This window comes from Streptomyces sp. Sge12 (assembly GCF_002080455.1).
In the GTDB taxonomy this organism is placed as follows: domain Bacteria; phylum Actinomycetota; class Actinomycetes; order Streptomycetales; family Streptomycetaceae; genus Streptomyces.
In genome coordinates, this window is the sequence record NZ_CP020555.1 from 4,066,566 (window position 1) to 4,092,882 (window position 26,317).

The following is a 26,317-nucleotide window of genomic DNA, read 5'->3' on the forward strand; positions in this document are numbered from 1 at the left end:
GGAAACCTGTGGGCCGACGGTGGACAACGCCGTGGACAGTGCTGTGGACGAAATATTCGTCCACAGCCTGTGGACAGTCTTTGTGCACAATTCCACAGGGGTCTGACCTGGCCTGATGGAACCTCACCCGGCACCCCTGTGGACAGATTGTGGGCGACGCGGGGCGTCCCCAGGGTGTGGACGGAAGAAAGTCTCCCAATCTGTGGATGAGTTGCTCCCGCGGGGGCGTATTCGAACAGGTCAGGGGCGCGCGAACGAAGAAGGGCGCCCCCGTTGTGGACCGGGAGCGCCCTCTGCATGTGCGGGGAGGAGCCCTGAAGCGGCCCCGAACCGGCTCTCGGGGGGCCGCGCTCAGGCGTTCTTGATGCGGTTCGTGAGCTCGGTGACCTGGTTGTAGATGGAGCGGCGCTCGGCCATCAGAGCGCGGATCTTGCGGTCCGCGTGCATGACGGTCGTGTGGTCGCGGCCGCCGAACTGCGCCCCGATCTTGGGCAGTGACAGGTCGGTGAGCTCCCGGCACAGGTACATGGCGATCTGCCGGGCAGTGACCAGCACCCGGCTGCGCGAGGAGCCGCACAGGTCGTCCACGGTCAGCCCGAAGTAGTCGGCGGTGGCCGCCATGATGTCGGAGGCGGTGATCTCGGGCGCGCTGTCCTCGCCGCCCGGGATCAGGTTCTTCAGGACGTCCTCGGTCAGGCCCAGGTCGACCGGCTGCCGGTTCAGGCTCGCGAAGGCCGTGACCCGGATCAGCGCCCCCTCCAGCTCGCGGATGTTGCGCGAGATGCGGGAGGCGATGAACTCCAGTACCTCCGGCGGGGCGTTGAGCTGCTCCTGGACCGCCTTCTTGCGCAGGATCGCGATACGGGTCTCCAGCTCGGGCGGCTGGACGTCGGTGATCAGGCCCCACTCGAAGCGGTTGCGGAGCCGGTCCTCCAGGGTGACCAGCTGCTTGGGCGGCCGGTCGGAGGAGAGCACGATCTGCTTGTTGGCGTTGTGGAGCGTATTGAAGGTGTGGAAGAACTCCTCCTGCGTCGACTCCTTGCTCGCGAGGAACTGGATGTCGTCGACGAGCAGGATGTCCATCTCGCGGTAGCGCTTGCGGAACGCGTCGCCCTTGCCGTCGCGGATGGAGTTGATGAACTCGTTGGTGAACTCCTCGGAGCTCACGTACCGCACCCGGGTGCCGGGGTAGAGGCTCCGCGCGTAGTGCCCGATGGCGTGCAGCAGGTGCGTCTTGCCGAGGCCCGACTCCCCGTAGACGAAAAGGGGGTTGTACGCCTTGGCCGGCGCCTCGGCGACGGCCACCGCGGCGGCGTGCGCGAAGCGGTTGGAGGCGCCGATGACGAAGGTGTCGAAGAGGTACTTGGGGTTCAGCCGCGCGGTCGGCTCCAGCGGGCCCGAGGTGGAACCGCCGGACGGGGACGGGGGCGCCGCGGGCCGGCCCGGGGCCTGGCGCGGCGCGGGCTGCTCGTACTGCTGGGGCTCGTAGCTCTGCTGCTCGTACTGATGGCCCTGGTGCTGCTGCTGGGACTCGTACTTCTGCTGCTCGTACTTCTGCTGTTCGTAAGAGCCCTGGTCGTAGCCGGTGGGCTCGGACTGCTGCATGTAGCCCGGCTGCGGGGAGGCGTACGGGTCGCGCTCGGGGAAACCGCCCAGGCGCGGCTGCTGCCAGCCGTAGTCGTCCTGCTGGCCGCCGCGGGGCCAGGCACCGGGCTCGGGGCGCTGCTGCTGGTAGTCCGGGTAGGCGGGGCGGGCGGTGGGGAGCTGGTCCTCGCCGTTCCCGCCGCCGGGGCGCTGGCCGCCGTAGGGCTCGTACCCGCCCTGCTGCTGGGGCGGGGCGGGGGGCGCGGGCTCGCCGGCGGAGTCGTCGACGGTGATCGCGATCCGGATGGGCCGGCCGCACTCCCGGCTCAGGGCGTCACTGATCAGCGGGGCCAGGCGGCCTTCGAGGACGCGCTTGCCCCATTCGTTGGGGACGGCGAGCAGTGCGGTGTCGGCGACGAGTGCCAGGGGCTGACACCGCTCGACCCACTGCTTGTCCTTCGGTTCGATCCCCGGCTGTCCCTCCCCGAGGAGCTTCTCGAGCACCCTTGGCCACACTGCGGCAAGATCGGCAGGTACGTCAGCCACAGAGCACGCTCTCTCACAGGGGGTCCCACGAATGTGTGGTTCTTTGGGACGGTCGGGACAAAAAATCCGGGGTCGAGCAACGGTAGTCAGGCCAGCGGGTACGGTTCAAGTCGTTGTCCACAGCCTGTGCACAGTGTGGGGCCACGTCGGCTCGGTTTGACCGGATGGCGTAGCCGCGCGTACCGTAACGAGGTCGAGTTGTCGATGGCTGCTGCCGCCTGCCTACCGATGGGCGAAGGTCACTAATAGTGATCATTTAGCGGTGCCACTCGGGCGAACACGCGAGTTTCCTCGTGGGCGCACGGTGACAGCCAGGCGATGTCCCGCCACAACGATTCATTCTCTGGAGCCCCCGAGTGAGCAAGCGCACCTTCCAGCCGAACAACCGCCGTCGTGCCAAGACCCACGGCTTCCGCCTGCGGATGCGTACCCGTGCCGGTCGCGCGATCCTCGCGAACCGTCGTGGCAAGGGCCGCGCCGCCCTTTCCGCGTAACAACACGCAGGTCGTGACGTCGTGCTGTCTCCCGAGAATCGGCTGAGGCGGCGCGAGGACTTCGCGAGCGCGGTACGTCGAGGTCGTCGGGCTGGTCGCCCGCTCCTCGTCGTCCACCTACGTACAAGCGGTGCAACGGACCCGCACGAGCCGGGGGAGATCGATCCCTCGACGCGTGCGGGTTTCGTCGTCAGCAAGGCTGTCGGCAATGCCGTCATACGTAACCGGGTGAAGCGCCGTCTTCGCCATCTGGTCCGCGAGCGGCTGCCACAGCTGCCCGCCGGTAGCCTGGTGGTGGTACGAGCGTTGCCCGGAGCGGGCGATGCCGGCCCCGACGAGCTGGCCCGGGACCTGGATGCCGCTCTGGTGCGGCTCCTGGGAGGCGTGGCTCGATGAAGTACCCGCTGCTCGCTTTGATCAAGCTGTACCAGTGGACGATCAGTCCGCTGCTCGGGCCGGTGTGCCGCTATTACCCGTCGTGTTCGCACTACGGGTACACGGCCATCGACCGGCATGGTGCGGTGAAGGGGACGGCCCTGACCGCCTGGCGGATCCTGCGGTGCAATCCGTGGTCCCCGGGTGGTGTGGACCATGTCCCACCCCGTAAACGCCCGCGTTGGCACGAGCAGCTGCGCAGTGCGTTGCGTAGATCTCGCAATGCTCAAGGAGCCTGATTAGTGGACACGATCGCCGGTCTGTTCAGCTTTATCACCACACCCGTTTCCTGGATCATCGTCCAGTTCCACTCGCTGTACGGGGCGGTCTTCGGGCCGGACAGTGGATGGGCCTGGGGCCTGTCCATCGTGTCCCTGGTGGTCTTGATCCGTATCTGTCTGATCCCGCTCTTCGTGAAGCAGATCAAGGCGACGCGGGGTATGCAGGCGCTCCAGCCGAAGATGAAGGCGATCCAGGAGCGCTACAAGAACGACAAGCAGCGTCAGTCCGAAGAGATGATGAAGCTGTACAAGGAGACGGGTACCAACCCGCTCTCCTCGTGCCTTCCCATCCTGGCGCAGTCCCCGTTCTTCTTCGCCCTCTACAGCGTGCTCTCCAGCATCGCCAGCGGCAAAGAGATCGGCTACATCGACGGTCCGCTGCTGGCCAGCGCGCGTCAGGCCCACATCTTCGGTGCTCCGCTGGCGGCGAAGTTCACCGACAGCGCCGCGAAGGCCGCGAGCCTGGACGCCTCGATCACCGACGTGCGCATCGTCACCGCCGTCATGATCGTCCTGATGTCGCTGTCGCAGTTCTACACCCAGCGTCAGCTGATGCAGAAGAACGTCGACCTCTCGGTCAAGACGCCGTTCATGCAGCAGCAGAAGATGCTGATGTACATCTTCCCCGTGATCTTCGCGGTCATGGGCATCAACTTCCCCGTCGGTGTTCTCGTCTACTGGCTGACCACGAACGTCTGGACCATGGGTCAGCAGATGTACGTGATCAACCAGAACCCGACGCCGGGCAGCATGGCGCAGGACCAGTACCTGACCCGCCTGCTCAAGCACATCAGCTCGCACGGTGACGTGAAGGGCCGGAGCAAGAAGAAGATCGTCGCGGCGATCGTTGCCAAGGGCCCGGACCGCAATGACAACGAGCGCAAGTTCATCACCGCCCTCACCAAGCAGGGCCTGGCGGCCCAGCCCGACGGCAGTGTGATCAAGAGTTCCGAGGCCACGGCAGACTCGGATGCGGCGAGCGGCGGTACGGCGAAGCGCCAGCAGCCGAAGCGCCAGTCGAAGTCGCAGCGTCAGACGCCCAGCAAGCCCTCTCCCAAGAAGTAAGAAGGAGTCCCTCCCGTGACGGAAGGCACCACCACCGCCGCCGCTGAGAGTGGCGACACCCTGACCCGCCTCGAGCAGGAGGGTGAGATCGCGGCCGATTACCTCGAGGGTCTGCTGGACATCGCCGACCTGGACGGCGACATCGACATGGACGTCGAGGCCGACCGGGCCGCGGTGTCGATCGTCAGCGACTCGGCCAGCCGTGATCTGAACAAGCTCGTGGGCCGTGACGGTGAGGTCCTGGAGGCTCTGCAGGAGCTGACCCGCCTTGCCGTGCACCGGGAGACCGGGGACCGCAGCCGGCTGATGCTGGACATCGCCGGGTTCCGTGCCAAGAAGCGCGAGGAGCTGGCGGCGCTGGGCGCCCAGGCCGCGGCCGACGTGAAGGCGTCCGGCGAGCCGATGAAGCTGGCTCCGATGACCCCGTTCGAGCGGAAGGTCGTCCACGACGCCGTGGCGGCCGCCGGTCTGCGCAGCGAGTCCGAGGGCGAGGAGCCGCAGCGCTTCGTCGTTGTGCTTCCGGCCTGATCGCCGGCGCGATGTGTTCGGCCCCGTCTGTGTCGCAGGCGGGGCCGATGTTTGTCAGCCTGGCCTGACAAGCGAACGACGCTTCACCTTGAAGACGTGGTTCTTCAGAACCATGCGTACGGAAGGACGGTCCCCGTGACGGAGGCAGCTGAGCTTCCCCCGGCGCCTGAAGAGGCGCGCGCGGTGTTCGGTGAGTTTTTCCCGGAAGCTGTGCGGTACGCGGAGCTGCTGGCGGACGCGGGAGTCAAGCGGGGCCTGATCGGGCCGCGTGAGGTGCCGCGCCTGTGGGAGCGGCACCTGCTGAACTGCGCTGTGCTGTCGGAGGTGGTGCCCAAGGGCGTCACCGTGTGCGACGTGGGCTCGGGTGCGGGTCTGCCCGGTATCCCGCTCGCCCTGGTGCGGCGGGATCTCAAGATCACGTTGCTCGAACCGCTGCTGCGGCGGACGACCTTCCTCCAGGAGGCCGTGGAGCTGCTGGGCCTGGACCACGTCACGGTGATGCGCGGTCGGGCCGAAGAGGTCCTGGGCAAGCTCCAGCCGGTGCACGTGGTGACGGCGCGGGCGGTGGCTCCGCTGGACCGGCTGGCCGGCTGGGGCGTGCCTCTGCTGCGCCCGTACGGCGAGATGCTGGCGCTGAAGGGCGACACGGCTGACGACGAGCTGGTGTCGGCGAAGACGGCGCTGGCGAAGCTGGGTGTGGTGAAGACCTCGGTGCTCCAGGTCGGCGAGGGTCTGGTGGATCCGCTGACGACGGTGGTGCGGGTCGAGGTGGGAGAGAGCCCCGGCGGGGTGAGGTTTGCGGCCAAGCGGGCTAAGGCCGCCCGGGTGGGACGTACCCGTCGCCGCCGGTGACGGTCGTCTGATTTCTCTGTAGACCGGGGCCCTGCACGGAGATTTCATCCGTGTTGGGCCCTATAGGTATGGATTTCGGAGTGTCGTAGCGGCCTGAAGACTCCGTCCGGGCATCGTGTTTCACGTGAAACGTCGCTCTCTGCTGCACGGAATCATCAGCCGCGGCCGTGCCGCCGCGTCCCCCCTCAACCGCAAGGACGCAAGGGGGACGGAGTTGTCCACAACGGTGGATTCATCCACAGGAGTACGGGCCCCGCTGGTTCGCGACCCGGGTGACATGGCAGGCTCTGTTCATCGCGAGCCTGATGTCGAGGAGAGTGACACCGTGCGGTCCGACGCCAACCTCGCGGGGCCGGTGGCCGATCCGGTCCCCGGTCCCCGCTCTGAATCGGCGGGTGAGGATGTTTCACGTGAAACATTGCCTCCGCCTCTTGTAGACAACGACGACACCCCCATCGGCCGAGCCGCCCAGCAGGCGGTCGAGGCACTGGGGCGTGCCGGAGAGAGGCTGCCCCGGCCGAATCAGACGCGGGTCATCGTGGTGGCCAACCAGAAGGGCGGCGTGGGCAAGACCACGACGACCGTGAACCTGGCGGCCTCGCTGGCCCTGCACGGCGCACGGGTCTTGGTGGTCGATCTCGACCCGCAGGGCAATGCGTCCACGGCGCTGGGCATCGACCACCATGCCGATGTGCCCTCGATCTACGACGTGCTCGTGGACAGCCGGCCCCTACTGGAGGTCGTCCAGCCGGTGGTGGACGTGGAGGGGCTCTTCTGTGCTCCGGCCACGATCGATCTGGCGGGCGCGGAGATCGAGCTGGTCTCGCTCGTGGCCCGGGAGAGCCGCCTCCAGCGGGCGATCCAGGCGTACGACCAGCCTCTCGACTACATCCTGATCGACTGCCCGCCCTCGCTCGGGCTGCTGACGGTGAACGCCCTGGTGGCCGGTGCGGAGGTGCTGATCCCGATCCAGTGCGAGTACTACGCACTGGAGGGCTTGGGCCAGCTGCTGCGCAACGTCGATCTGGTGCGGGCCCACCTCAACCCGACGCTCCATGTGTCGACCATCCTGCTGACGATGTACGACGGCAGGACGCGGTTGGCCTCGCAGGTGGCGGAGGAGGTGCGCAGCCACTTCGGCAAGGAGGTGCTGCGGACGAGCATCCCCCGGTCGGTGCGTATTTCCGAGGCGCCGAGCTATGGGCAGACGGTGCTCACGTACGACCCGGGTTCCAGTGGTTCCCTCTCCTACCTGGAGGCAGCGCGAGAGATCGCGTATCGGGGGGTCGGAATGCAGTACGACGCTCGGCAAGCCCATCTGGGCCCGGGCATGAACAGCACGCAGAATGTGGCGGAGGGGATCCAGTGAGTGAGCGACGTAGAGGTCTGGGGCGGGGGCTCGGTGCGCTGATTCCCGCGGCTCCGCAGGAGAAGACGCCCCCGGTGATCAGTGCCGGATCGACGTCTCCGTCGGCGGTGCCGACGCTGGCTTCGGAGCGGGGGGTCGCGGCGGCGAAGCTTGCTTCGCTCGTGCAGGCCGATGTTTCACGTGAAACATCGCTCGCGGTCGTCCCGGTGGCCGAGCCGGAGCCCGAGGCGGAGACCAATGTGGTGGCGGGGGCGACGTTCGCCGAGCTTCCGATGGACGCGATCACGCCGAACCCGCGTCAGCCGCGTGATGTGTTCGATGAGGACGCGCTGGCCGAGCTGGTGACCTCCATCCAGGAGGTGGGTCTGCTCCAGCCGGTGGTGGTGCGGCAGTCGGCCCCCGGCCGCTATGAGCTGATCATGGGTGAGCGCCGCTGGCGTGCCTGTCGCGAGGCCGGGCTGGAGGCCATTCCGGCCATCATCCGGGCGACGGACGACGAGAAGCTGCTGCTGGACGCGCTGCTGGAGAACCTGCACCGGGCTCAGCTGAACCCGTTGGAAGAAGCCGCGGCCTACGACCAGCTGCTCAAGGACTTCAACTGCACCCACGATCAGCTGGCCGACCGGATCGGGCGCTCGCGTCCCCAGGTGTCGAACACGCTGCGGCTGCTCAAGCTGTCCCCTTCGGTGCAGCGCCGGGTGGCCGCGGGTGTGCTCTCGGCCGGGCACGCGCGTGCGCTGCTCTCGGTGGAGGACTCCGAGGAGCAGGACAAGCTGGCGCACCGGATCGTGGCCGAGGGGCTGTCGGTGCGTGCGGTCGAGGAGATCGTGACGCTGATGGCCTCGGAGCCGTCGAGTGCGGTGAAGCCGAAGGGTCCGCGTGCGGGTGCCCGGGTTGCTCCGGCGCTCAGCGAGCTCGCGACGCGTCTGTCGGACCGCTTCGAGACGCGGGTGAAGGTGGATCTGGGCCAGAAGAAGGGCAAGATCACCGTCGAGTTCGCCTCGATGGAGGATCTGGAGCGGATTCTGGGAACGCTGGCGCCGGGCGAGGGCCGGGTGCTGGAGCAGGGGCTCACCGGGGAGTGATCCCCGGGCCCTCGAGGGGCGGATCGCGGCGGTGTGCACCGGCGCGGTCCGCCCCTTCGCTTTGCTGTCGAAGAACGATCGACCAGTGGATACGATGCGGTCATGGGTCGTCGGCTGGTACCGCTCACGCTGGACAACCTCCAGGACCTGCCCCGTCGTTGCCGGTCCTGTGTGTTCTGGGAACTGGACCCGGTCAGTGGCGAGGCCGCCGTGAAGGCGGGTAATCCGGCGCAGGAGAAGGAGGCGTGGATCTCCGCCGTCCTCCTGGAGTGGGGATCCTGCGGCCGAGTGGTCTACGTGGACGAGGTTCCGGTGGGCTTCGTCCTCTACGCGCCGGCGGCGTATGTCCCGCGGGCCACTGCCTTTCCCACCAGCCCGGTGTCGCCGGATGCCGTGCAGCTGATCACCGCGTGGATCATGCCGGGGTATCAGGGCCAGGGGCTGGGGCGCGTGATGGTCCAGACGGTGGCGAAGGACTTGTTGCGGCGGGGCTTCCGGGCGATCGAGGCCTTCGGGGACGCGCACTGGGAGGGGCCGGCGTGCCTGCTGCCGGCCGACCACCTGCTCGCGGTGGGGTTCAAGACGGTCCGTCCCCACCCGGTGCATCCGCGGCTGAGGCTGGAACTCCGCTCGACGCTGTCGTGGAAGGAAGACGTGGAGCTGGCGTTGGACCGGCTGCTGGGTGCGGCTCGCAAGGAGCCGGCGCTGCGGCCGCTGTGAGAGCGGAACGCGGAACGGGGTCGCCCCCATGCAGGGGGCGACCCCGTTTCACGTGAAACATCGATCGCGTCAGGCGGTCTTGACCTCGACGAACTCGGCGAGGTCGCGCAGGATGGCGGCCTTCGGCTTGGCGCCGACGATGGTCTTGGCGACCTCGCCACCCTGGTAGACGTTCAGCGTCGGGATGGACATGACGCCGTACTTGGCAGCCGTGGCCGGGTTCTCGTCGATGTTGAGCTTGACGATCTCGATCTCGGGGTGCTCGGCGGCGATCGCCTCGAGGGACGGCGCGATCTGGCGGCAGGGTCCGCACCAGGCGGCCCAGAAGTCCACCAGTACGGGCTTGTCGCTCTTGAGGACCTTGGCATCGAAGTCAGCGTCGGTCACATTCTTGAGGGTGCCGGCCACAGCGGCCTCCTTCTTCTTTCCTGCGGGGTGTGGGGTGGAGCGGTGCGGGGGCGGAGCGGTGGTCAGACCGCTGCGTGGGCCTTCTCGGCGTCCGCGAGGGCGGCGAGGAAGCGCTCGGCGTCGAGGGCGGCGGAGCAGCCGGTGCCCGCTGCCGTGATGGCCTGACGGTAGGTGTGGTCCACGACGTCGCCGGCGCCGAACACGCCGGTGACGCTGGTCCGGGTGGAGGGGGCGTCGACCTTGAGGTAGCCCTCATCGTCGAGGTCCAGCTGGTCCTTGAAGAGCTCGGTGCGCGGGTCGTGGCCGACGGCGATGAAGAGGCCGGTCACGGGCAGCTCGGAGGTCTCACCCGTCTTGGTGTTGCGCAGGGTGAGGCCGGAGAGCTTCTGCTCGCCGTGGATTTCGGCGACCTCGCTGTCCCAGGCGAACTTGATCTTCGGGTCGGCGAAGGCGCGGTCCTGCATGGCCTTGGAGGCACGCAGGCTGTCGCGACGGTGGACGATCGTCACGGACTTGGCGAACCGGGAGAGGAAGGTGGCTTCCTCGATCGCGGTGTCGCCGCCGCCGACCACGGCGATGTCGTGGTCCTTGAAGAAGAACCCGTCGCACGTGGCGCACCAGGAGACGCCGCGGCCGGAGAGGGCGTCCTCGTTCGGCAGGCCGAGCTTGCGGTGCTGGGAGCCGGTGGTGACGATGACGGCCTTGGCGCGGTGCACGGTGCCGGCGGTGTCGGTGACGGTCTTGATCTCACCGCTGAGGTCCACGGACACGACGTCGTCCGGAACGAGCTCGGCGCCGAAGCGCTCGGCCTGGCCGCGCATGTTGTCCATGAGGTCCGGGCCCATGATGCCGTCCTGGAAGCCCGGGAAGTTCTCCACCTCGGTGGTGTTCATCAGGGCGCCACCCGCGGTGACGGCACCTTCGAAGACCAGGGGCTTGAGCGAAGCGCGTGCGGTGTACAGGGCGGCGGTGTAACCGGCCGGCCCAGAGCCGATGATGATCACGTTTCGAACGTCGCTCACGGGTTTCTTCCTCGTCTCTGCGGACTGCGTACTGCCTACCGGGGGCCGGTGCGGACTCTCACCCCACCCAACGGATCCTACGGCGCATGCATTCCCCACCCGCCCCACTGCGGCCCCGAACGCCCCGGCTATCGGGGATAGGTGCTCGTCAGGAGGACCTTTCCGGGGGCTTCCGGTGCGCTCTGCTCACACGCGGTGTCGACGAGGTAGGCGTCCACGCGCGCGGAGTCGGCCGGGTGGGGCAGGACGACGAGATAGACGGCGGTGCCCTGGTAGCTGCCGCGCTCGGCGGCGATCGGAGTGTCCGGGCGGCCGGTGGCCTCCTGGACGCAGCCGGGCAGCGCAGTCGGCACCCGCTTGTCACCGGGTGCGACCCCGGGAGCGGGGCTGGTGTTCTCCAGCCCGAGGGTCTTGTTCCCCTCTTCGGGAGCGGTCTTGGCGCCCTGGCCGGCCGCGATGAGCTGGCGGACGTCGTCCTGGAGGCCCTGAGCGGTGTAGGCGCGGCCGGAAGCGGCGGACGGCTGCTCGGCGGAGTCCGACGTCTCGCCGCGGGTGGCGGTGTCGTGGGCGGGCGTGCCCGCGAAGTCGCCGAACAGGAAGAGGCCCAGGGCACAGGCGGCGGCCCCGGCCAGACCCGCGACGACGGCGATCCTGCGGCGCGCGCGGCGACGCCCGGGTCCCGTTGGGCCGGTCGGGTGACCGACGGGCGCTGTTTCACGTGAAACAGCGCGGTGCGGTGTGTGGGCCCGGTCGGCCGGGACGGCCCGGGCGACCGGCTGCTTGGAGTCGAGGAGCGCCTCCGCGGCCAGGGCCGCGTCGATGCGACCCGCGATGTCGGCGGGCATCCGGGCCGGGCCCGGGAGGGTGCCGAGGAGGGAGCGGATCTCCTCCAGGGAGGCGCGGACATCGGCGCACAGGGCGCACTCGTCCAGGTGGCGGCCGATCTCGGCGGTCCGGGACGGTGAGAGAAGACCTTCGGTCAGGTCGGAGATCTCCGAGACGTCCGGGTGCCGGATCGTGCCGGTCGTGTCGGTTGTGGGGCTCACGGTCGTCCACCTCCGCCCTTCACAGCGTCTGGGTCTGAATGCCGGGGTTCTGCCGCTGGTGGGACGGGTGAGCCCGGCGTCCGGTTCCTTCCCCGCTCGGCGGCGGTGTTATCCCCGGCATTCGTGCGCAGATGAGTGAGGAGCGGCACGAGTTTTGCCCGGCCCCGCGCACACCGGCTCTTCACGGTGCCGGTGGGGACGTCGAGGATCCGGGCCGCCTCGGCGACCGGGTATCCCTGCATGTCGACGAGGACCAGCGCGGCCCGCTGATCGGCCGGGAGGGTGCTCAGAGCGGCCAGGAGCTCGCGGTGGAGGTCGTGGCGCTCGGCAGGTGCCTCCGCGGACTCGTGGGGCTCCAGAAGGCGCTCCAGGCGGTCCGTGTCGTCGAGGGGCGCGGTCCTGCGGGAGGCGGCCTTGCGGGCCCGGTCCAGGCAGGCGTTGACGGTGATCCGGTGCAGCCAGGTGGTGACGGCGGATTCCCCGCGGAAGGTGTGGGCCGCCCGGTAGGCGGAGACCAGGGCGTCCTGCACGGCGTCCGCGGCCTCCTCGCGATCGCCGAGGGTGCGCAGGGCCACGGTCCACAGACGATCGCGGTGCCTCCGCACGATCTCCCCGAAGGCATCGGGATCACCGGCTGCGTGCTGGGCCAACAGGTCCGCGTCGCTGGCGTCGCCGCCCGTCGCGTCGTGCATCACACCTCGCCTCCCGGCGGAAGATTACGGCTTGGGCTCGGGAAAGACGAGCGTCCGCTGCGCCATCGGCGCAGCGGACGCTGTGGGAGTGCACAGGGCTCAGGAATCCGTGCCCCGGACCTTGATCTCGTCGATGCCTCCGCGGTAGCCGCCCTCGCCGTCGGAAGGCAGCTCGGTGACGTAGATCAGTACGTACCGCGTGCGGACCGGAGCCTCCAACGTGGTCCCCAGCTGCTTCTGCACGACTGCCTTCTTCGTGAGCTGCTGGGAGAAGTCGGAGAGGGAGTCCGGGTGGGAGGCCGCCTCGGGTGCGGCGAGCACCTGGACCTCTTGCCCGGCGACGTGGAAGTCCACGTCGATACCGGTCACGTTCTTGACGCTGCCGATGTCGACGATGATTCCGCTGCCGTCCTTGCGGCCCGGCAGGTTCCCGAAGTTCGGGTACCCCAGGTACTGCGGCGTCACCCAGCCCGTGTCCGCGTTGGTATCGATGCTCTTCCCGGCGTCCTCGCCCTTGACCGCGTCGCCGCCTATGGCGATGACCGTGGCCTTGGACAGCGCGAGAGGCGTACCGGGCTCGGGATCCTTCGGACGGTCGTCGGAGTCGGTCTTGGTGTTGCTGGTGCCGTTGTTGCCCATCTGGCTGGCACGTCCCAGGAGGCGGTCGGCCAGCTGCCAGCTGCCGAGGCCGAGGGCGGCGATGAGCAGGGCGGCGACGCCCCACTTGAGGGCCCGGCCGGTGCGGCTCTGCAGCGGCGGCGGCGGAGGCGCGACGGGCCGGCTCTGGACGGTGTTCACGCCGGGAGGCGTGGGACGGCCGTAGCTGCCCTGCTGGTAGGTGGTGTGCTGGTACTCGGGCGGGGCGGTGAAGGCGGGCTCCGGCGGCCGGATGCGGGGCATCGCGGCCACCGCCTTGGCCAGCTCGTCAGGAGTGGTGCAGGCGGGTTCCTGACGGGAGGCGGTGGCCCCGTCGTTGGCGAGTGCGCGCATGGCGAGTTCGCCCAGGCCGCGGTGGACACCGGCGCGTACCTGGTCGGGGGCGATCAGGCCCACGCCCTTGGGCAGGCCGGTGAGGCCGTACGCGTCGCTCTCGTAGGGCCAGCGCTGGGTGAGGGCGGCGTACAGGAGGGCGCCGATGGCCTCGGTGTCGGCGCGCTGCGGGGTCTCGCTGGTGATGCCGCGCAGGGCGGCGTTCACGGCGAGGCCGCGGATGCGGTACTGGCCCGTGGAGGTGCGCAGTATCGCGCTGGGCGTCAGCCGCAGATGTGCGAGCCCCTCGCGGTGGGCGGCGGCCATGGCCTGGGAGACCTGGCTGACGAGCTGGTAGGCCTCGTGGGCCTCCAGCGGGCCCGCGGCGAGGAGCGCGGTGAACTCGGTGGCGTCGGGCAGCCACTCGTGGACGACGTAGACGAGATCGTTCTCCTCCACGGCGTCGAGGACCTGCACGAACCGTGGATCGCCCAGGAGGGCGGAGGAACGCGCGGCGGCCAGGACGGAGCGTGCCCGCGCGTGGTCGGCGGGCATCAGGTGCACGCCCACGGCCCGGCGCAGCTTCTCGTCCATCGCGCGCCAACTGCTGAATCCGTCCACACGGGTGACGCACTCTTCCAGCCGGTAGCGCCTGGCGAGCTTGTGACCGCTGTGGAGTTCGGGTGCGGCCGCAGGGGCCGGGTTGGTGCGTTCGCCGTCCTTGTCGGGCATGGGTCCGTCCGCGGCTCGTCCGTTCTGGGTGTCCACCCCGTCGGACGTGGCCTGTGCCGCCTGAGCGGCCAGCGGCTCATCGCCACTGTTATCGGCCACGTCGACGGCAGCCGTGCTACGTTCCGCCACCGTCGTTCCTGCCTCCCCATCCGTTGCGCGCTGAAAGCCAGTCTGCGAAGCCATGCCAATTGTGCCCACAGTCCGACGCTAAGCACGACACACGAAAGGGGGCGACGGTTGTGCGCATCAGCGCCCCAAACGCCCGCGGACCATTCCGACCATCGCGTTGAGCTCTTCGATCCGCATGCGCTTGGCGGCGATGAGGAACACCGCGGCCAGAGCGATTCCGCCGACGAGGAGGGCGGCGGCGGAGCCGGTGACTCCGCTGCCGAGCCACTGGGTGACCCCGTACGCGGCCGCGCCGGCCACGGCGGCGGCCGGGACGCAGGCGCCGGTGAGACGGGCGTAGGTGCGCATCACGTGCGCGCCGTCGAGGTCGCCGCCGAGCCGGGTGCGCAGGCGGCGCCAGGCCACGCCGACGCCGACGGCGTAGCCGAGGCCGTAGGCGGCGGCCATGCCGACCACGGCCCAGCGGGCGGGGAGCACGAAGAACGACAGCGCGGAGACCGCCGCGTTGACCGCGGCGACGATGACGGTGTTGTAGAAGGGCGTGCGGGTGTCCTCGTAGGCGTAGAAGCCGCGCAGGACGACGTACTGGATGGAGTACGGGATCAGGCCGAGGCCGAAGGCCATCAGGATGTAGCCGATGTTCTGCGCGCCCGAACCCGAGCCGGCGTACAGCAGGGTGGCCATCGGAACACCGAGGGCGAGGAACGCGAAGGCGCAGGGCACGATCGCGACGGCCGAGGTGCGCAGGCCGTAGGAGATGTCGTCGCGGACCGCCGCGGCGTCGCCGTCGTGCGCGGAACGGGAGATGCGGGGCAGGACCGCCGTCATGACGGACACGGTGATGATGGCCTGCGGCATCTGCCACAGCAGCAGTGCGTAGTTGTAGGCGGTGATGCCGGTACCGGGGTGGCCCTGTCCCTCCGCGACGGACCCGGCCCAGGTGGCGAGCTGGGTGACGACGACGAGGCCGATCTGGTTGGCGAGGACGAAGAAGAACGTCCACTTGGCCAGGCGGGCGGCCTTGCCGAGGCCGTGGCCCCGCCAGTCGAAGCGCAGGCGCGGCTTGAATCCCGCGTCACGCAGGTATGGCAGCATCGCCAGCGCCTGGACGGTGAGGCCGAGCAGGGTGCCCAGGCCCAGCAGGCGCACGCCTTCGGCGGTGACCGTGGTGGCGTTGACACCCGACGTGGTGAAGCCGCCGAAGGCCCAGATAAAGGCGCCGAAGGTGGCGATGACGACGATGTTGTTGAGGACCGGGGTCCACATCATCGCGCCGAAGCGGCCGCGGGCGTTGAGGATCTGACCCAGGACCACGTGGACGCCCATGAAGAACATGGTGGGCAGGCAATAGCGGGCGAAGGCGACCGCGACTTCCATCTGCTGGGGGTCGGAGGCGATCTTCGGCGACATCATCGTGATGAACACCGGTGCGGCCAGGACGCAGATGGTGGTGATGCCCGCCAACAGCACCACGACGAGGGTCAGAAGCCGGTTGGCGTAGGCCTGCCCCCCGTCGCTGTCGTTCTTCATGGCCCGGACCAGCTGCGGGATGAAGACGGCGTTCAGGGCGCCGCCGCCGACCAGCACGTAGATCATCGTGGGCAGGGTGTTGGCGATCTGGTACGTGTCGTTGAAGGTGCCGACACCGATGGCGCCGGCGATGACCAGGGTCCGCAGGAAGCCGGTGATGCGGGAGACGATCGTGCCCGCGGCCATCAGCGCACTGGACTTCAGGAGGCTGGCGGCGCGTCCGGCGGGCTTGCTCGGCGCCGGCGCGGCCACGGGGGCGTCCTCGGCGGGGGTGCGGGGGGCCGCCTCCTGGTCCCGGTACAGGTGCGCGAACGCGTCCGGCTCGGGCTGCTCGTCCGCGGCATTGGTGACGAGGGCGTCCACTCCGACGAACTGGGTGGTGGTGGCGTGGTCGCCGTACGGCAGGTGGCGCGAGGGGCCGTCCGGCTCGGGCGGCGGGGTCTGGGCCCAGACGCGCGGGTCCGGGGCGTACGAGGGCGCGGACGGCGCCGCGTAGAGCGGGCCGGGCTCCTGGTAGGTGCCGGGCGGCGGCGGCGGGTGGGCGGACCGGTCGTAGAGCACTTCGGCGACGGGGTCCTGGGCCGACAGGTCCTGGGACCGGTACGGGTCGTAGTCGTAGGCGTCCTGGACGTATGGGTCACGGTCCGGCGCGGGCGCAGGCACGGGAACCTGCCCGGGCACCGGGGTGCCCGGGGCAGTGCCCTGGGAGGGCGCAGGCCCACCAGTGCCCTGCGCGCGGTCACCGTCGTACGGCGCGTTCATCGAAACCCCACCTCATCGTCCCCAGGCCGACCGGCCACGGCGTCAATCAACGGTCCACTGTCTCACTCGTGCCGGACCCGTTCGCGCTTTGCGCTCCGGTGTCCGGGGACTCGTCACTCGGCTGCGTGCTCTCCTCGGCGGCCGCGCGTGCCGCGACGCGCTTGCGGCTGGCGTACATCTTGATGCCTGCCAGCACCAGGAGGAGCACACCACCGGCGATCACGAGCATGACGGTGGGCGTGATCTCGGTGGCCTCGACCGTGAACCGGCGTTCCTTCCCGTAGGGGATGCCGTCCTTGGTGTACAGCTGCGCCGTGACCTCGACGGGACCGCTCGCCGTGGCGTTGGCGGGGAACTTGACCGTCTGGGTGTGGTCGCCCTGCACGGTGACCTGCTGTTCGGCCTCGCCCTTCTCGCCGAACATCAGGCGGCTCGGGTTCGCGGACTTCACGCGCAGGACCAGGTCGTGGACGTCCTGGACCAGGCTGTTCTGCACGCTGACCGGGATGGTGGCGCTGTGTCCGGACAGGGTGGCGTCGGACTTGGGGATGACCTTGACCTTCTCGGTGAGGCCGACCAGGTACTCCTGCACCTGGTCCCGGTAGAGGCGGGCCTCGTCCGGACGCCCGCGCCAGGACGTGGACATCTCCCGGTTGGTCGTGTTGCCGAAGGGGATCTCCACGCGGTCGGGCGCGGCGAGGATGACCTTGAAGCGGTCGAGGGTGCTCTGCGTGGTGCGGATCTTCTCGAAGGCCGCCACCGGCAGCTCCTGCTTGCGCAGGGCCTCGGGGTACTGACCGGCGCCCGGTACCTGGGTGGTGGCTCCCGGATCGGGCTTGGCGGCGGCCGCGGCCTCCAGGTCCCCGGGCTGCGTCCAGCGGCCCGCCTGGAGCCCGCGTACGGCCGCGGCCATCGTCTGCACCTGGCTGACGCTGGGCATCCGCTGCGGGGCGACGACGACGCTGCGCTGCTCGTCGGTCTTCTGAAGGTTCAGGGCGAGGCTGTGGGCGAGGAAGCGCTGCACGGCGAGCGTGGCCGTCCCCGCGTTCAGCATGTCGCCCTGGAAGGCGGTGGACAGGTCGGCGTCCGCCACGACGGCGGTGGTGCCGGCGCCGATGGGCCGGGCGGCCGAGGGCGTGTAGCCCAGGGCGCCGCTCTCCACGAGGCTGTCACTGCGGGTGAGGACGTTGTGGGCGCCCGCCGAGGTGGCGACGTTGACGATCGAGGGGTCGATGGCGCCGTCCACGGGCCAGGAGAAGTCGGTGGACACCGGGACGTGCAGGACCGTCTCGACGGCCTGCTTCGCCTTGTCGGTGGCCGGGCGCAGCTGGCCCAGGGTGCCCGAGACGTCCTTGCCGTGATGGGCGAGGGAGGCGAGGTCGGGGTCGGCGAACGGCAGGGCGACGACCTTCTTGCCCTGGACGGCGGCCTCGAGGGAGCTCAGCCACTGCTCGGCTACGGCCCTGTTCTTGCCCTGGACGGGCTTGCCGCCCGGGGTGCGGACCCGGTAGCCCTTGGTCATCGCGTCGACCGTGTAGAGCAGGTCGGGGTCGATGACCCAGGTGATAGGCAGGTCCTTGCCGAGGGTGACCATCTGCTCCAGGCGTCCGCCCGACCTGAGCTCGTCCGCGAGGGAGTCGTCGAGGAAGACCGGGGTCTGGAGCTCGTCGGAGCCCGTCTCCGCCGTCACGCGGGTGGTGGAGATCAGCGGCCAGACGTAGGTGAGCTGGGAACGCTTGGCAGCGGCCTCGGGCTGCCAGGGCAGGAAGGTCCGCTTGATGCCCAGGACCTGCTCGGACGGCCGGCTGTCGGTCACCCCCGACAGGGAGACCCCGAGCGGGTAGACGCCGTCCTTGTCCAGCTCCAGCTTGTTCACCGGGATCGTGAGCGTGAACTGCTGGCTGATCTTGGACGGAAGGGAGGCGATTTTCACCGCGTAGGCCGGGTCGATCTCGCCCGGGTCGGCGCCGGCCCGGAAGCCGGTCCGCTCCGCCGCCTCGTCGATGGACGAGCGGTCCGTGAGCGCGGGCCCGACGCGCAGGCCGACGTGGGCGTCGGTGATCGTTTCGGAGCCGGTGTTGAGCACGGTGCCCTGGATCGTGAGGGTGTCGCCCTTGACCGGCGCCGTGGGGGCCATGGAGACCAGCTGGACATCCACGGACGAGGCCTGCGCGGCCTCGGCCGGGGGCGCGGGAGCGTAGATCAGCGCGGCCAGCACGGGCGTCCCGGCGAGCAGGACGATCGCGCGCCGCAGCCACCGGCGCCGGACAGGAGCGGGTGATGCCCCCTGGATGTCTGCCGCCTCGGCCACGCGCTAGCCCGTCCCTCGAAGTGTCAGTGGTCGTCTTTTGTGCGTCTACGCATGGTAACGAGGCCCGCTGTGTGCGAGTGCCGCGCCTTGCTCCACATGATCGGTCTCGGGGCGGGGCGCCGTGTACCGGGGGCCCGTAAAACGCGGCGGCCCCCGGCGGGCCGGGCACGTACCCTTTTCTGTTGTGCCGAACGCCAACGAAGACAACCCCAGTGCCCTGAGTCAGGTGCAGCTCCGCGCAGTCAGTGAACTGCTGCGGGTCGCTCCTGTCGCCGACGAGCTCGGCCGCCGGTTCCAGGAGGCGGGCTTCCGCCTCGCCCTGGTCGGTGGGTCCGTCCGCGACGCGCTGCTGGGGCGTCTCGGCAACGATCTCGACTTCACCACCGATGCCCGACCCGAGGACGTTCTGAAGATCGTCCGGCCGTGGGCGGACTCGGTGTGGGACGTCGGCATCGCCTTCGGCACCGTCGGGGCGCAGAAGAACGCCCGCGTCGGGGACGTCGTGCGGAACTTCCAGATCGAGGTGACGACGTACCGCTCGGAGGCCTACGACCGGACGTCGCGCAAGCCCGAGGTCTCCTACGGGGACTCGATCGACGAGGACCTGGTCCGCCGGGACTTCACGGTCAACGCCATGGCCCTGGCCCTGCCCGAGCAGCAGTTCATCGACCCGCACGGCGGTCTGGAGGACCTGGCCGCCGGCGTGCTGCGCACTCCCGGAACCCCGGAGGACTCGTTCTCGGACGATCCGCTGCGGATGCTGCGGGCGGCGCGGTTCGCCGCGCAGCTGGACTTCGAGGTCGCCCCGGAGGTCGTGGCGGCCATGAAGGCGATGTCCGAGCGGATCGAGATCGTTTCCGCGGAGCGTGTCCAGGGCGAGCTGAACAAGCTGATCCTGTCCGCCCACCCGCGCAAGGGTCTGGGACTGCTGGTGGACACGGGGCTGGCCGACCGGGTGCTCCCCGAGCTGCCGGCGCTGCGGCTGGAGAGTGACGAACACCACCGGCACAAGGACGTCTACGACCACTCGCTGATCGTGCTGGAGCAGGCGATCGCGCTCGAGGAGGACGGTCCGGACCTGGTCCTGCGGCTCGCGGCCCTGCTGCACGACATCGGCAAGCCCCGCACCCGCCGCTTCGAGAGCGACGGCCGGGTCTCCTTCCACCACCACGAGGTGGTGGGCGCGAAGATGACCAAGAAGCGGCTCACCGCTCTGAAGTACAGCAACGACATGGTCAAGGACGTGTCCCGGCTGGTGGAGCTGCACCTGCGCTTCCACGGGTACGGCGACGGGGAGTGGACCGACTCGGCGGTGCGGCGCTACGTCCGTGACGCCGGCCCGCTGCTGGAGCGTCTGCACAAGCTGACCCGGTCCGACTGCACCACCCGCAACAAGCGCAAGGCCAATGCCCTGTCCCGCACCTACGACGGGCTGGAGGAGCGCATCGCGCAGTTGCAGGAGCAGGAGGAGCTGGACGCGATCCGGCCCGACCTGGACGGCAACGAGATCATGCAGGTGCTCGACGTGGGCCCGGGCCCGGTGATCGGCAAGGCCTACGCCTTCCTGCTGGAGCTGAGGCTGGAGAACGGGCCGATGGAGCGCGACGCGGCGGTCGTCGCGCTCAAGGAGTGGTGGGCCACGCAGGCCTGAGGTACGAACGGCGGGGCGATGTTTCACGTGAAACATCGCCCCGCGCGGATCCTCAGAGCTGATGTTTCACGTGAAACGTCGCTCCTGCCGGGCCAGCAGCACCGCGGTCGCGGCGTAGAGCGCGGACACGATGAGGATCAGGATCACGGAGCGCCCGTCGGTGGGCAGCATCAGGGAGGCCACCGCCGCCGCACCGACGAATGCCACGTTGAACAGAACGTCGTAGACCGAGAAGACACGGCCGCGGTAGTCGTCGTCCACCCGGGACTGCACCTCCGTGTCCGTGGCGATCTTGGCGCCCTGAGTGGCGAGACCGAGTACGAACGCGGCGACCAGCATCGGTCCCGGGGCGAAGAACAGGCCGAGGGCCGGCACCAGGACCGCGGAGCCCGCGGAGCAGACGGTGATCCAGCCGAGGGGGCCCAGCCGGCCCACCACCCAGGGGGTCACCACGGCGGCGGCGAAGAATCCGGCCCCGGAGGCGCCGACGGCGACTCCCAGCACGGCCAGCCCGTCGGACTCGTTGTCCGACCAGGCGTAGCGGCAGAGCATCAGCAGCATGACGAACAGGGCCCCGTAGCAGAACCGCATCATGGTCATCGCGGCGAGCGCGCGGGCCGCCTCGCGCCGGGAGGCGAGGTGCCGCAGGCCCTCCGCCATGCCCCGCACGGTGAGGGCGACCCCTTCGGCGACCGAGGGGTGGGCGCGGCCGGCGGGGTGGTCGGGCCCGAGCAGCCCGATGGCCAGCTGCAGGGAGACGAGGGCCGCACAGAGGTAGAGCCCGGCTCCGAGGAGGACGACGAGCGCGTTGGAGTCGGAGGCCAGCAGCCGGACGAGGAAGGCCAGCCCTCCGCCGGCCACCGCCGCGAGGGTTCCGGCGGTGGGGGACAGCGCGTTCGCGGTGACCAGCTGATCGGGTCCGACGACGCGGGGCAGCGATGCGGCGAGCCCGGACAGCACGAAGCGGTTGACGGCGGTCACGGACAGCGCGGAGGCGTAGAACAGCCACTCCGGCACCTGCGCGACGATCAGCATCCCGGTGACGCAGGCGAGGAAGGCGCGCAGCAGATTGCCGTAGAGGAAGACCTGGCGGCGGCGCCAGCGGTCGAGCAGCACTCCGGCGAAGGGGCCGATGACCGAGTAGGGCAGCAGCAGTACCGCCATGGCGGAGGCGATGGCCGCCGGCGAGGTCTGCTTCTCCGGGGAGAAGACGACGTAGGTGGCGAGTGCGACCTGATAGACGCCGTCCGCGGCCTGCGAGAGCAGCCGTACGGCGAGCAGGTTGCGGAAATCCCTCAGGCGCAGGAGTACGCGCAGATCACGTACGACAGGCATGAGGGCAAGGGTCACATACGCGGAGGGTCCCCGGGCACATTGCCCGGGGACCCTCCGCGGAAGAACAGCCGAAGTCCAGTTGTCAGTAAGACCCTTGGGTTCGGTTAGCGCTCGACCTCGCCCTTGATGAACTTCTCGACGTTGGCCAGGGCCTCGTCGTCGAAGTACTGCACCGGCGGGGACTTCATGAAGTAGCTGGACGCCGACAGGATCGGGCCACCGATACCGCGGTCCTTCGCGATCTTCGCGGCACGCAGGGCGTCGATGATGACACCGGCCGAGTTCGGGGAGTCCCACACCTCGAGCTTGTACTCGAGGTTCAGCGGGACATCACCGAAGGCACGACCCTCGAGGCGGACGTAGGCCCACTTGCGGTCGTCGAGCCACGCGACGTAGTCGGACGGGCCGATGTGGACGTTCTTCTCGCCGAGCTCACGGTCGGGGATCTGCGAGGTGACGGCCTGCGTCTTGGAGATCTTCTTCGACTCGAGGCGGTCGCGCTCGAGCATGTTCTTGAAGTCCATGTTGCCGCCGACGTTGAGCTGCATGGTGCGCTCAAGACGGACACCGCGGTCCTCGAACAGCTTCGCCATCACACGGTGCGTGATGGTGGCGCCGACCTGCGACTTGATGTCGTCGCCGACGATCGGGACACCGGCCTCGGTGAACTTGTCCGCCCACTCCTTGGTGCCGGCGATGAAGACCGGGAGAGCGTTGACGAAGGCGACCTTGGCGTCGATGGCGCACTGCGCGTAGAACTTCGCAGCGTCCTCGGAGCCGACCGGCAGGTAGCAGATCAGGACGTCGACCTCGCGGTCCTTGAGGACCTGGACCACGTCGACCGGAGTCTCGGCGGACTCCTCGATCGTCATGCGGTAGTACTTGCCCAGACCGTCGTAGGTGTGGCCGCGCTGAACGGTCACACCGGCGTTCGGGACGTCGCAGATCTTGATGGTGTTGTTCTCGCTGGCGCCGATGGCGTCCGAAAGGTCGAGGCCGACCTTCTTCGCGTCGACGTCGAACGCGGCGACGAACTCGATGTCACGCACGTGGTAGTCGCCGAACTGGACGTGCATCAGACCGGGGACCTTGGCCGCCGGGTCGGCGTCCTTGTAGTACTCGACGCCCTGCACCAGCGAGGCGGCGCAGTTGCCTACGCCGACGATGGCTACGCGAACCGAACCCATTCCGGTTGCTCCCTGTTTGTTCTCGGACGAGGTCTGCGAGCTGCAGGCCTCATTTTTCAGTTTCGTCGGACGGACCGGTTCGTCTCCGATCCCGTCCCGCCCGCTCACTCTCGATGAGCTCGTTCAGCCAGCGCACTTCGCGCTCCACGGACTCCATGCCGTGCCGCTGCAGCTCGAGCGTGTAGTCGTCGAGGCGCTCCCGCGTCCGGGCGATCGAGGCGCGCATCTTCTCCAGACGCTCCTCCAGCCGGCTGCGGCGGCCCTCCAGTACCCGCATCCGCACGTCTCGTTCGGTCTGGCCGAAGAAGGCGAAGCGGGCGGCGAAGGACTCGTCCTCCCAGGTGTCGGGGCCGGTGTGGGAGAGGAGCTCCTCGAAGTGCTCCTTACCCGCGGCCGTCAACCGGTAGACGATCTTGGCGCGCCGCCCTGCGAGTGAAGCGGCGAGAGCGTCCTCCGGGGCGTTGCCCGGTTCTTCGATCAACCAGCCGTTGGCGACCAGCGTCTTGAGGCAGGGGTAGAGCGTCCCGTAGCTGAAGGCTCTGAACACCCCCAGCGAGGTATTGAGCCGCTTGCGCAGCTCGTAGCCGTGCATGGGGGATTCGCGAAGCAGGCCGAGGACGGCGAATTCGAGGATGCCTGAGCGTCTGCTCATCCGCCTGCCTCTCCTCCGCCCCAGAGTCTTTATACCGAGCTGATGTATCGACTCGATACATCCAGACGATAGAACGGGGCGCTCTGATCGACAAGGGGAGACGTAGTGACCGGTGTCACATCACCGATTCGCACCAGGCAGGTTGCCTGATTTGGGGTGAACTTCGGCACTGGGCGCGTTTTGAGCGTGCGTAGTCTGTGGGGCGATGACACCGGGGGGGACCGGAATTAATCTGCCGCTTCCAGGCCACTCGCCTGCCCGAGGAGTAGTCGTTCGATGAGCGAGCACCGCCGCAAACCGCCGCACCCCGAGGGTGGTGGACGCGCCTCAGCCCGCCGCGCCGCCCAACAGCGCCCCGGAAGGGGCCCGGCCGGGCGTGACGTCCCCACGGCGTCGCACAGCGGCCCCTACGCGCCGCAGCCCGGCCGAGGCAGCCGTGCCGATGGCCGCCGGGCTGCCCAGAGAGGGACCGCAGGCCGCGGCAGAGGTGCCGCCGCGCGCGGTGCCGGGCGCCCGGACAAGCGGCTCATCAACTACCCGCGGTCCGACAGGGACGGCTGGAAGCGCTTCGTTCCGTCCTGGAAGTTCGTCTCCGGCACGGCTCTGGGCTTCTTCGCGGTGATCATCGCGGGTGCCGGTATCGGCATCGCCATGGTGAGCACGCCCGACCCGAACAAGGCCGCCCAGGCGCAGAACAACGTCTTCTACTGGGCCGACGGCAGCCAGATGGTCGCGACGGGCGGTTCGATGAACCGGCAGATCGTGCCCATCTCCAGCATCCCCCGGTCGATGAGGGACGCTGTGATCTCGGCGGAGAACGAGTCCTTCGAGACCGACAAGGGCGTGGACCCGATGGGCATCGCCCGCGCCGTGTGGAACATGGCCACGGGCGGCTCCACCCAGGGCGGCTCGACCATCACCCAGCAGTACGTGAAGAACACCTACCTGGACTCCGACCAGACGCTGAAGCGGAAGGCCACCGAGCTCTTCATCGCGATAAGGCTGGGTGTGTCCGAGGAGAAGGACACGGTCCTCGCGGGCTACCTGAACACCGCCTACTACGGCCGGGACGCCTACGGGATCCAGGCCGCGGCCCGCGCCTACTTCGGCAAGGACAGCCAGGACCTCAACCCCGCCGAGTGCGCCTTCCTGGCCGCCGTGCTGAAGGGCCCCAACCTCTACAACCCGGACGGCGGCATCGGCGCCTCGGCCACCCCCGCCCTCAACGAGAAGCGGGCCCGGGAACGCTGGGCCTGGGTGCTGGACCGCGAGGTCGAGGTCGGCCGGATGGACAAGTCCGAGCGTGCGAAGTACACGGACGCGGACTTCCCCCCGCGCGCCGAGTCGGAGTCGACCCGCGGCATGACCGGCCAGATCGGCTACCTGGTCGACACGGCCAAGGCGTACGTGATGAAGACCAAGGGCATCACGCCCGAGCAGATGGCCCTGGGCGGCTACCGGATCCGGACCACCTTCCAGAAGCCCAAGGTGGACGCCCTGGTCAAGGCGGTCGAGGACACCCGCAACGGGTTCATCGACGAGAAGGCACGCCCGGACACCGACACCTTCGTGCAGTTCGGCGGGGCCTCCGTGGACGTGAAGACCGGAGCCATCGTCGCGCTGTACGGCGGCCCGGGCTGGGACCACAAGTACTTCAGCAACAACGCCAACACCAGCGGTGTCCCGGTCGGCTCGACCTGGAAGCCGTACGTGCTGGCGGCGGCGATGGAGTACGGCACCCAGAACTCCAAGGGCAAGGGCATCTCGGTCGACAGCAAGTACCAGGCGAACGACCTCACGGTGATCAACAACCGGGAGGGCAGGCCGCTGCGGGACGCCTCGGGGAAGCCCTTCAAGCAGAAGAACGAGAGCCCCACCCCCTTCGGGTACGTGACCCTCAACGAGGCGATGGAGAAGTCCATCAACGTCCCGTTCGCCCAGCTCGTCTTCGATGTCGGTCACGACAAGGTCAGGGCCCTGGCCAAGTCCACCGGCATCCTGGAGGAGTCGATGAACCCGAACCCCGACGCCTCCTGGGCCCTCGGTACCTCCACCCCCAGCGCGATCCGGATGGCCGACTCGTACGCGACCTTCGCCGCCTCCGGCACGCACCGCGAGCCGTACTCCGTGACCGAGGTCGCGAAGAACGGCGAGCAGCTGTCCGGCTTCGAGAAGCCCAAGGACCAGCGGGCGATGGACAGCGCGATCGCGGACAACATCACCGAGGTCCTGCAGAACGTCGTCCAGAACGGCACCGCGACCAAGGTCAAGAAGCTGGGCCGGCCGGCCGCCGGCAAGACCGGCACCACGGACGAGAACAAGTCGGCGTGGTTCGTCGGCTACACCCCGGAGCTGTCCACCTCGATCGTCCTCTTCCGCACCGACCCCAACTCGGCGGACAAGAAGCTGATCTCCATGAACGGCGTGGGTGACATCCCCTCCATCCACGGTGGTGACATCCCGGCCGTGATCTGGACCGAGTACATGCGCGACGCGCTCAAGGACGTCCCGGTCACGAAGTTCCCGGAGGCCGAGGACCTCGGCGTCACCGCCGACTCCGCCGGTGCCCCCTCCCCCTCGCCGTCGACCGTCGCCCCGCCGTCGCCGTCCCCGTCGACGATCCCGCCGAGCTCCCCGCCGCCGTCCCCGTCCCCGTCCAAGGGCGGCCGGCCGTCCTGCCGGCCGTGGGAGCTGTACTGCGACCCGGAGACCACGCGGGGCACCACCAACGGAGGCGCGAACACCGGCACCAGTACCGGGACCGTCGCCGGGAACACCGGTGGAGCCAGCGGATCACCGTCCCCGTCGCAGTCGGGCCGGCCGGGCCGCCCGGGCGGCATCACCGGCGGGATCAGCGACTCCGACCAGGAGTGATCCGCACCGCCGCTCCGTGAAGCGAGGAAGGCCGTCGCACCGTCCGTGCGACGGCCTT

At 69.2% G+C, this 26,317-nt stretch carries 22 protein-coding genes; 11 read left to right on the forward strand and 11 right to left on the reverse strand.

Annotated features, from left to right (window positions below; genetic code table 11):
* Positions 1–351: 351 nt before the first annotated feature.
* Positions 352–2,130, reverse strand: coding sequence for a chromosomal replication initiator protein DnaA (gene dnaA, locus B6R96_RS18130; RefSeq protein ID WP_078626054.1), 1,779 nt, complete (start codon positions 2,128–2,130; stop codon positions 352–354).
* Positions 2,131–2,486: 356 nt separating this feature from the next.
* Between dnaA and rpmH the strand changes: the two genes are divergently transcribed.
* The 9 genes from rpmH (at position 2,487) to B6R96_RS18175 (ending at position 8,959) form a co-directional block, all read left to right on the forward strand.
* A complete protein-coding gene (rpmH, locus tag B6R96_RS18135) occupies positions 2,487–2,624 on the forward strand; it encodes a 50S ribosomal protein L34 (protein ID WP_008741645.1) in 138 nt (45 codons plus the stop codon).
* 21 nt (positions 2,625–2,645) lie between these two features.
* Positions 2,646–3,020, forward strand: coding sequence for a ribonuclease P protein component (gene rnpA / locus B6R96_RS18140; protein ID WP_078626055.1), 375 nt, complete (start codon positions 2,646–2,648; stop codon positions 3,018–3,020).
* On the forward strand, positions 3,017–3,298 hold the full coding sequence (gene yidD, locus B6R96_RS18145; RefSeq protein WP_076043740.1) for a membrane protein insertion efficiency factor YidD: 282 nt from the start codon (positions 3,017–3,019) through the stop codon (positions 3,296–3,298). Before rnpA ends, yidD begins: the two co-directional genes overlap by 4 nt.
* Positions 3,299–3,301: 3 nt before the next feature.
* Positions 3,302–4,405 carry a membrane protein insertase YidC gene (yidC, locus tag B6R96_RS18150; protein WP_053167452.1) on the forward strand — a complete coding sequence of 368 codons (1,104 nt, stop codon included), beginning with the start codon at positions 3,302–3,304 and terminating at the stop codon, positions 4,403–4,405.
* A gap of 15 nt (positions 4,406–4,420) precedes the next feature.
* Positions 4,421–4,933, forward strand: a complete 513-nt coding sequence (locus B6R96_RS18155; RefSeq protein WP_030383924.1) for a Jag family protein — start codon at positions 4,421–4,423, stop codon at positions 4,931–4,933.
* Between the two features lie 135 nt (positions 4,934–5,068).
* A complete protein-coding gene (gene rsmG, locus B6R96_RS18160; RefSeq protein ID WP_052870555.1) occupies positions 5,069–5,785 on the forward strand; it encodes a 16S rRNA (guanine(527)-N(7))-methyltransferase RsmG in 717 nt (238 codons plus the stop codon).
* Positions 5,786–6,062: 277 nt separating this feature from the next.
* Positions 6,063–7,154: a ParA family protein gene (locus tag B6R96_RS18165; RefSeq protein ID WP_078626056.1), complete on the forward strand. Its 1,092-nt coding sequence runs from the start codon at positions 6,063–6,065 to the stop codon at positions 7,152–7,154.
* Positions 7,151–8,239, forward strand: a complete 1,089-nt coding sequence (locus tag B6R96_RS18170; protein WP_030383927.1) for a ParB/RepB/Spo0J family partition protein — start codon at positions 7,151–7,153, stop codon at positions 8,237–8,239. Before B6R96_RS18165 ends, B6R96_RS18170 begins: the two co-directional genes overlap by 4 nt.
* A gap of 102 nt (positions 8,240–8,341) precedes the next feature.
* Entirely contained in the window at positions 8,342–8,959 is a 618-nt protein-coding gene (locus tag B6R96_RS18175; RefSeq protein ID WP_030383928.1) for a GNAT family N-acetyltransferase, read from the forward strand.
* A gap of 69 nt (positions 8,960–9,028) precedes the next feature.
* Here B6R96_RS18175 and trxA read toward each other — a convergent pair whose 3' ends face one another.
* The 7 genes from trxA to B6R96_RS18210 all read right to left on the reverse strand — a co-directional run bounded on the left by trxA (position 9,029) and on the right by B6R96_RS18210 (position 18,560).
* On the reverse strand, positions 9,029–9,367 hold the full coding sequence (gene trxA, locus B6R96_RS18180) for a thioredoxin (RefSeq protein ID WP_030383929.1): 339 nt from the start codon (positions 9,365–9,367) through the stop codon (positions 9,029–9,031).
* A 62-nt stretch (positions 9,368–9,429) separates the two neighbouring features.
* On the reverse strand, positions 9,430–10,389 hold the full coding sequence (gene trxB / locus B6R96_RS18185; protein ID WP_081522964.1) for a thioredoxin-disulfide reductase: 960 nt from the start codon (positions 10,387–10,389) through the stop codon (positions 9,430–9,432).
* A gap of 128 nt (positions 10,390–10,517) precedes the next feature.
* Positions 10,518–11,435, reverse strand: a complete 918-nt coding sequence (locus B6R96_RS18190; RefSeq protein ID WP_081522965.1) for a hypothetical protein — start codon at positions 11,433–11,435, stop codon at positions 10,518–10,520.
* Positions 11,432–12,127: an RNA polymerase sigma factor SigM gene (gene sigM, locus B6R96_RS18195; protein WP_081522966.1), complete on the reverse strand. Its 696-nt coding sequence runs from the start codon at positions 12,125–12,127 to the stop codon at positions 11,432–11,434. The genes B6R96_RS18190 and sigM overlap by 4 nt, the downstream gene beginning before the upstream one ends.
* 99 nt (positions 12,128–12,226) lie before the next feature.
* Positions 12,227–13,957 carry a protein kinase family protein gene (locus tag B6R96_RS18200; protein WP_030383933.1) on the reverse strand — a complete coding sequence of 577 codons (1,731 nt, stop codon included), beginning with the start codon at positions 13,955–13,957 and terminating at the stop codon, positions 12,227–12,229.
* 117 nt (positions 13,958–14,074) lie between these two features.
* A complete protein-coding gene (gene murJ, locus B6R96_RS18205; protein ID WP_081522967.1) occupies positions 14,075–16,249 on the reverse strand; it encodes a murein biosynthesis integral membrane protein MurJ in 2,175 nt (724 codons plus the stop codon).
* Positions 16,250–16,295: 46 nt separating this feature from the next.
* The gene (locus tag B6R96_RS18210; protein ID WP_030383935.1) at positions 16,296–18,560 is read right to left on the reverse strand and encodes a DUF6049 family protein; all 2,265 of its coding nucleotides are present in this window, start codon (positions 18,558–18,560) and stop codon (positions 16,296–16,298) included.
* A gap of 184 nt (positions 18,561–18,744) precedes the next feature.
* On the opposite strand from B6R96_RS18210, the gene B6R96_RS18215 reads away from it, so the two are divergent.
* Positions 18,745–20,211: a CCA tRNA nucleotidyltransferase gene (locus B6R96_RS18215; RefSeq protein WP_053167459.1), complete on the forward strand. Its 1,467-nt coding sequence runs from the start codon at positions 18,745–18,747 to the stop codon at positions 20,209–20,211.
* Positions 20,212–20,277: 66 nt separating this feature from the next.
* Here the strand turns inward: B6R96_RS18215 and B6R96_RS18220 are convergent, their stop codons facing one another.
* From B6R96_RS18220 to B6R96_RS18230, 3 genes are all read right to left on the reverse strand, one after another.
* A complete protein-coding gene (locus B6R96_RS18220) occupies positions 20,278–21,546 on the reverse strand; it encodes an MFS transporter (RefSeq protein ID WP_053167461.1) in 1,269 nt (422 codons plus the stop codon).
* Positions 21,547–21,650: 104 nt separating this feature from the next.
* Complete coding sequence (locus tag B6R96_RS18225) at positions 21,651–22,733, reverse strand: inositol-3-phosphate synthase (RefSeq protein ID WP_030008394.1); 1,083 nt, start codon at positions 22,731–22,733, stop codon at positions 21,651–21,653.
* Between the two features lie 49 nt (positions 22,734–22,782).
* Positions 22,783–23,385 carry a PadR family transcriptional regulator gene (locus B6R96_RS18230; RefSeq protein ID WP_030383938.1) on the reverse strand — a complete coding sequence of 201 codons (603 nt, stop codon included), beginning with the start codon at positions 23,383–23,385 and terminating at the stop codon, positions 22,783–22,785.
* Between the two features lie 651 nt (positions 23,386–24,036).
* Between B6R96_RS18230 and B6R96_RS18235 the strand changes: the two genes are divergently transcribed.
* Positions 24,037–26,259, forward strand: coding sequence for a transglycosylase domain-containing protein (locus B6R96_RS18235; RefSeq protein WP_237291448.1), 2,223 nt, complete (start codon positions 24,037–24,039; stop codon positions 26,257–26,259).
* Positions 26,260–26,317 lie beyond the last annotated feature (58 nt).

What these genes read in the sequence shown, in the direction of transcription:
- yidD (WP_076043740.1), top strand. Translation starts at nt 3,017, where the DNA reads ATGAAGTACCCGCTGCTCGCTTTGATCAAGCTGTACCAGTGGACGATC.
- B6R96_RS18165 (WP_078626056.1), top strand. Translation starts at nt 6,063, where the DNA reads ATGGCAGGCTCTGTTCATCGCGAGCCTGATGTCGAGGAGAGTGACACC.
- B6R96_RS18175 (WP_030383928.1), top strand. Translation starts at nt 8,342, where the DNA reads ATGGGTCGTCGGCTGGTACCGCTCACGCTGGACAACCTCCAGGACCTG.
- sigM (WP_081522966.1), bottom strand. Translation starts at nt 12,127, where the DNA reads ATGCACGACGCGACGGGCGGCGACGCCAGCGACGCGGACCTGTTGGCC.
- murJ (WP_081522967.1), bottom strand. Translation starts at nt 16,249, where the DNA reads ATGAACGCGCCGTACGACGGTGACCGCGCGCAGGGCACTGGTGGGCCT.
- B6R96_RS18220 (WP_053167461.1), bottom strand. Translation starts at nt 21,546, where the DNA reads ATGCCTGTCGTACGTGATCTGCGCGTACTCCTGCGCCTGAGGGATTTC.
- B6R96_RS18225 (WP_030008394.1), bottom strand. Translation starts at nt 22,733, where the DNA reads ATGGGTTCGGTTCGCGTAGCCATCGTCGGCGTAGGCAACTGCGCCGCC.
- B6R96_RS18230 (WP_030383938.1), bottom strand. Translation starts at nt 23,385, where the DNA reads ATGAGCAGACGCTCAGGCATCCTCGAATTCGCCGTCCTCGGCCTGCTT.
- B6R96_RS18235 (WP_237291448.1), top strand. Translation starts at nt 24,037, where the DNA reads ATGGTGAGCACGCCCGACCCGAACAAGGCCGCCCAGGCGCAGAACAAC.